2 protein-coding genes and 1 pseudogene are annotated in these 7,357 nt (G+C 38.3%); all 3 read left to right on the top strand.

Annotated features, from left to right (window positions below; all coding sequences use genetic code 11):
- The coding region (locus tag ICG50_RS12875; RefSeq protein ID WP_187661311.1) for a T9SS type A sorting domain-containing protein at positions 1-268 on the top strand (268 nt) is incomplete at its 5' end.
- 540 nt (positions 269-808) lie between these two features.
- Positions 809-2,221, top strand: a complete 1,413-nt coding sequence (locus tag ICG50_RS12870) for a tail fiber domain-containing protein (protein WP_187661310.1) — start codon at positions 809-811, stop codon at positions 2,219-2,221.
- Positions 2,222-2,725: 504 nt separating this feature from the next.
- Positions 2,726-7,357 (top strand): annotated as a pseudogene (locus tag ICG50_RS12865) (hypothetical protein); the annotation flags it as partial.

The following is a 7,357-nucleotide window of genomic DNA, read 5'->3' as shown; positions in this document are numbered from 1 at the left end:
AACCATGAGAATAGTAGCCGCCGGATTTGAAGCGAAAGCTTATCCGAATCCATTTGCGAACAATTTCTTAATTGATTTAACGACAGAGAGTGCATCACCGGTTAGTATCAAAGTTTATGATATGGTTGGTCGATTGGTAGATTCGCGTGAGTCAAAAGCTTCGAACTTAAACAGTTTAGCCATAGGTGATCAATACCCGAGTGGTGTTTACAATGTAGTTGTGACACAAGATGAGGAGGTTAGAGCCCTTAGAGTTGTGAAGCGATAATCAAATTATAGATTATAAATTTTGAATTATAAATTAATCCCTGCTTAACAGCGGGGATTTTTTTTGCTTGTTGGTTTTCAATTGGTTGTAGTTGGTTGATGGTTTTTTGGCTTTAATTTATTGGAACTATTTTATAAAAGATTGGAAATACTATAATTATCGACTCCATTTATTTTTTTTAGTTTTATTGTGAATGAAGGAATAAATAGGTCCAATAAGTGCTAAATATTTAATAAGGGTGTGTTTTTTTTAATTTTTAAAAGTCTGTATTACCATTACATCACCTCAACATATTTGATACGTTGCTTCTGTGTTGGAATCGGATTGAAATTCAATATCCCTAGTAAACAAAGTGACTGCATGCTTTTTAAGTTGTAATGTCTTACTTAATCTTTAATCAAAATCTTGTATAGTTACTATATACTAAGGTTTAGAAGTAGGTTGTAATAAGTTACGTAAATTACACAATTAATATTTTGACTGCTGTTGAATTTTTAAATACAAAAAAACATAAGTTGAAAAACTTAAAAAATATACGATATGAAATCTTTTTTATTTACGTCTTTTTTATTCCTTTTTGGTATTGCTAATGCCCAGGTTGGTGTTGGAACAAGTAATCCACAGGGTACGTTAGATATTACCTCAACTAATAATGGTTTGCTGATACCAAGAGTAAATTTAATACGTACTACAACAGTAGCTCCTATAACAACACCCACGGTTTCTGAAATTGTATATAATCAAAGCTCTACTTTTGATGTAACGCCCGGTTTTTATTACCTCAGTGCAGTTACCGGTCCTTGGGTTCGTTTCAACACAGGTGCCATATCCGGTTGGTCTACTACCGGAAATGCAGGATTGACTGCCGGGACTAATTTTATGGGTACTACTGATGCTATAAACGTTTCATTCAGAAGAAATAACTTGGCTGCAGGATATATTGGAGCTACCAGTACTGCTTTTGGAGTAGGTGCCTTAAATAGCGGCGCTGCTACTAATAGTACTGCTTTTGGTAATAATGCATTGAATGTTGGCACAGGAACTAATAATGTTGCTGTTGGGCAAAGTGCTTTGTTGTCAAGTGACACTTGTTCTGATAATACTGCGCTTGGCTATCAAGCCTTAAGTGCCAATACAGGTAGCAATGGCAATACTGGCAATCAAAACACGGCTGTAGGGAGTGGTGCGTTAGCTTCACTTAATGGAGGATTAGGCAATACTGCCGTGGGTTATAACGCTTTGACAGCTTCTGCGTCTTTATCCCTTTACAACACAGCTGTTGGTGCCGGTGCTTTGTCGGGTATCAATAATGCTGCCGCCAGAGATAATGTTGCTGTTGGTTATAATGCGATGACGCAATCCGGAGTTATCACTAATTCTGTAGCCATTGGATCTAATGCTTTATTTAGTGCATCCAATAATTCAACCAGAAACACGGCGATTGGTTTTTCTGCCGGTTCCAATATTACCTCGGGTACAGATAATATAGTAATTGGCGCTAATGCTCAAGTGCCAAGTGCCACCGGTACCAATCAAGTACAAATGGGAGGCACTACTATTACTTATGCCGGAATTCAAGTAGGTTGGACTGTTACCTCCGACCTTAAGTGGAAGAACAATATCAAAGACTCTGAACTAGGGTTGGACTTTTTGAATACCCTTCGTCCTGTGTCTTATATTCGTAATAATGATGATAAACAGCGTATTGAGTATGGATTTATAGCTCAGGAATTGGATGTCGCTTTTAAAGCAGCCGGGATTCCTAACAATGGTGTTATCTCCAAAGATGATAATGGCATGTTAGGAGTTCGTTATAATGATTTTATTTCTATTTCTGTAAAAGCCATTCAGGAACAACAATTGCAAATTGAAGCCCTTCAAAAGAAAAATGAGGAGCTTATGAAAATGAATGAGATGATTGTTAAAAGACTAGAAGCTTTAGAAAAAAAATAGTAAACCATTTTTACTAGATATATACAGCTATCGACAGATAGCTGTTTTTTTAATCTCTAAAAATGTCATTACTGTTTTATTAAATAGTTAAAAAACGGCTGTCATTTTTTTGTAATGTGTTTTTTTAGTATTAAAAAAATAACAAATTATTATAATTTACAGTATTGATCGCTTCTAAATAATGCTATTGGAGTACAACATTAATACAACATTAGAAATAAAAAGTACGAATTAACATAAGCATAAACGGGGGCTTTTTATTTTCAAAATACTACATCGTTTGCGTATTGGTGGGTTTTGGCCTGATTTTTTAATCAATATGGGACTGTATAGTTTTTGTATATTATATCGTTGTAGTTCGAATCACAGAAATTTTAAATTTACATTTCGCTGATTGTATGCGTAACACACAAAACATTACTTGATTTTTTCGAGTTAAAAATAAAACCAAATAGAGAAAAATACCTACACTGTCAAATTGAACCAACATTAAATTATTAAACAATGAAAAAATTACTTTTACTTTTTTTCCTTCTGAGTTTTTCATTAGGACAATCGCAAGGTGCAGCACCAGGTGACCCCGGCAGAAATTCTTGGGACGTTATTTCCCTCTTTTCTGCGGCGTACACAGACCTCGCGGGAACAAATTTTAATCCAAATTGGGGACAAGCCGGTAGCACTGCTAATGGATCTGTTGTTTGGCCCGGCAATATGACTACTCCGTCGTATGGCGGTGACGCTGTAAAACAGTACCAAAATAGTGGAAACTATCAAGGAACGGCAATGTCAAGCGATGTTAACGTTAATGCAATGACAAGATTTCACATTGAAATTTATTCTTCAACGCTTACTTCAATAAGAGTATCGCTCATCAAAACGACAGGCGGTACCGTTGAAGTTCCAACAACATTGGTCCTTGTACCTAATCAGTGGAATGTGTTTAACATTGATATTAGTGGTGCTGCTTTTAATGCAGTTCGTCCTGTTTTTCGTGAAATTAAGTATGATCAACCGGCGGGAGCAGGTAACATCCAAAACTTGATTGTTGACAATATGTTTTTTTGGAGACCCGCTACAACGCAACCACCAACACTAGGAGCATTTACTGTTCCTGCCAAAATAATTGGAGATGCTCCATTCTCATTGACTGCACCAACTACAAATAGTGCAGGAGCTTTCACTTATACCAGTAGTAATACTGCTGTTGCTACCATTAGTGGTGACATCGTAACTGTTGTAGGTGCAGGTTCTTCTATAATTACAGCTACTCAAGCTGCTGATGGTATTTACGGTTCAGGAAGTACTACAGCCACTTTAAATGTAACGCCTCCAGCGGCGCCAACGCCTCCGGTAAGAAATACGTGGGACAGAATTTCTCTATACAGTAATGCCTATGCTCCATCTTCAGCACCTAGTTGGGGAGCAGCAGGAACAGATGTTTCTCTACCGGGAGGTGATACTGCGAGGTATTTTAACGGATTTACTTTAGCTCGTTTGGCTTTTGCAGCCACTAATGTTTCTCAAATGACTCACTTGCATATTGATGCCTATTCCATAAATCAAAATCCATTATGGTTTGAATTAAATGGTGTTAGACGAGTAACCAATACCCCTATAAACGGGTGGACTAGTGTTGATATTCCTTTATCAGAGTTTGTTGGTTTAAATTTAACTAACGTTAGTTTCTTTGATTTAAATAACCCTACAGGAGCAGCTGCCCCTGTTAAACAAGTTTACTTAGATAATATCTATTTTTATAGAGCTGCTACCGATTTACCACCTACACTTGGTGCTTTTACAGTGACTAGTCCTGTAACATTTGGAGACGCTCCATTTACATTAACTAATCCAACATCAAACAGTTCAGGAGCTTGGTCTTATAGTTCAAGTCCGGCAGGTGTTGTTACTATTAGTGGTAACACAGTTACTATTATAAGTGGTGGTACCACTACTATTACGGCAACTCAGGCGGCAGTGCCTGGTGTTTACGGAGCAGGAACAGCAACGGCTACTTTAGTTGTTAATTTTCCACCTCCTGGTCCTTCACCAATTCCGCCCGCTAGAGATCCGGCTTCAGTAGTTTCTTTATATACTGGTAATCCAACAACCTATGCTAACGTTGTTACAGCAACGCAGGCAAGTTGGTCAACAGGTTCAACTACTTCAAACTTCAATTTTGCTAATGGAACAAATACTTGTATCCAAGTAAATAATCTAGGATTCTTTGGTTTGGTGACAAATGGTGCTAATTTTAGTGTTGCGACCATGTCAAAATTACACGTAGATATTTATGTTAACACACCAATGACTTCGATGATTTTGAATCTTTTAGCTCCTTCGGACAGAAACTATTCAATTGGTCCTCTTGTAGCAGGATGGAATTCTTTTGATATTCCGTTATCAGTATATGGTACAGGTTTTACTAATATCAATGGAATTAAATTTGAACAAAGTGGTGGTACTCCTCGCCAAATATATATTGACAATGTATATTTCTACACGGGTGGTGCACCAACTATTACAAATTTTCCTTCTTTAGCTCGAGTTAATGGTGCTGCACCATTTAATTTAACTGCACCAACTTCTGATAGCCCAGGTGCATTTACCTACACCAGTAGTAATGAAGCCGTTGCAACAATAAGTGGTAACACAGTTACTGTAGTTGGAGCCGGAGTTTCTACTATTACTGCTACCCAAGCGGCTAGTGGTTTCTTTACTACAGGTTCTATAAACGCTACATTAACTGTAACGGCCTCTAGTATTCCACTTGTTGGACCAGCTGCGCCTCCTGCAAGAAATGCATGGGACGTATTTAGTGTATTCAGTGATGCTGCCTATACTGTGGTTCCGGGTACAAGAAACTATAACCCTGGATGGGGACAAGCAGGAGCAGGAGCGGTTATCGCTCTTGAAGATGCAAGTAATGTTTGGCGTGCCTCCAACTTAAACTATCAAGGGATTCAATTTGGAAGTAATGTAGATGTTTCAGCCATGACGCATTTTCACGTAGATGTATGGACTTTTGATGAAACTTCACTACAGTTTTTCCAAATTAGCAATACCACTGGGGAAAGATCTGTGGCGCTAGCTGCTCCTTATGGTGCATTAACGCAAGGACAATGGATTAGCTATGACATTCCATTAACTGCATGGACAAGCCAATCTGGTTTTACCACAACAGCATTAAAAGAATTTAAAATTGTTGGTTCCGGTGGGAAAACAGTTTATTTAGATAATATGTATTTCTATAGAGCTGCTACAACCCAGCCTCCAACACTCGGAGCATTTACTGTTCCTGCAAAAGTTGTTGGTGATGCTGCTTTTGCTTTAACTGCACCTACTTCAAATAGTGCAGGAGCTTTCACATACACCAGTAGTAATACAGCTGTAGCTACTATTAGTGGTGACATCGTAACTATTGTAGGAGCTGGTTCTTCTATTATCACAGCTACTCAAACAGCTGATGGCAGTTATGGTACTGCAAGTACAACAGCTACGCTGAATGTAACACCACCAGCGGCACCAACGCCACCAGTTAGAAATACTTGGGATAGAATTTCTTTATACAGCAATGCCTATGCACCAACTTCAGCACCTAGTTGGGGAGCTGCAGGAGTAGATGTTACGCTACCAGGCGGTGATACGGCGAGGTATTTTAACGGATTTACTTTAGCTCGTTTGGCTTTCGCAGCCACTAATATTTCTGAAATGACTCATTTGCATATTGATGCCTATTCCATAAATCAAAACCCATTATGGTTTGAATTGAATGGTGTTAGACGTGTGACTAGTACTCCAGTAAATGGATGGACTAGTGTTGATATTCCTTTGTCAGAGTTTACAGGTTTAAATTTAACTAACGTTAGTTTCTTTGATTTAAATAATCCTACAGGAGCTGTTGCCCCTGTTAAACAAGTTTATTTAGATAATATTTATTTCTACAGAGCGGCTACGCTACAACCACCAACACTTGGGGCTTTAACTTTGCCTTCACCTGTTGTTGTAGGAGATGCTCCTTTTGTATTGACAAATCCTACTACTAATAGTGCAGGCTCTTTTTCTTATACCAGTAGCAATACTGCTGTTGCCACAGTAAGCGGTAATACCGTAACTGTAGTAGGAGGAGGAACCACAACCATTACTGCAACCGTAGCTTCTGACGGTGTTTATGGTCCAAGAAGTACTACGGCTGTTTTAACTGTAACTTTTGCACCTCCAGGGCCATCACCAATACCGCCTGCTAGAGATCCTTCAAAAGTGATGTCGGTATATACAGGTACTCCAGCTCAGGTTTATGCCAACAGTCCGGCTTACACTTTGGTAAGATCAAGTTGGACTGGTGGTACAACTGCTAACTTCAATTTTGCTAATGGAGACAATACTTGTATTCAAGTCAATAACTTAGGTTTTATTGGTTTGGTTGATCAAACTGAAAGACGCTTAAATGTTACCGCCATGACTCATTTGCATTTAGATGTATATTTAAACGCACCATTGGCTAATTTATTTGTATTTCTTTTGGCACCTGGTGATAGAAACTATTCCACCGGACCGCTTGTGGCAGGGTGGAATTCTTTGAGTATTCCTTTAACGGCTTACCCGGGTGCTTTGAATGATATTTATGGATTTAAAATAGAGCAAAATGTTGCTCCTAGTACGACTCAAATTTATCTGGATAATATTTATTTTAGTAATGACTTTAATACCTATTATAGAGATTTTGATGGAGATGGATTTGGAAATTTAGCTTCTACCACATCAGCAGTTAGCCCACCGGTTGGTTATGTGAGTAACAGTACTGATTGTAATGATACTGACGGTTCAATATGGAGAACCGGAGATTTTTACATAGATTTTGATGGGGATGGTTATTATTTTGATCTTTCACCAGATCCATCTTTTGAAACGGTATGTTATGGTGCTACGGTTGATTATCCTTATATTTTGAATCCACTCGGACCCGATTGTGATGATAGTATTGTGGCTACACCTCCAACAGTTTCCTTAACCAGTAGTGACGCTGATAATACATTTGTTTATGGAACAAGTGTAACTTTTACCGCCAATGCGGGTAATTTAGGTGGCGGCACAGCTAGTTATGATTTTAAAGTAAATGGTACTTCAGTTCAAACTGGT

This window comes from Flavobacterium buctense, assembly GCF_014486695.1.
GTDB lineage: Bacteria > Bacteroidota > Bacteroidia > Flavobacteriales > Flavobacteriaceae > Flavobacterium > Flavobacterium buctense.
This window is presented reverse-complemented; position numbering and strand designations above follow the sequence as displayed.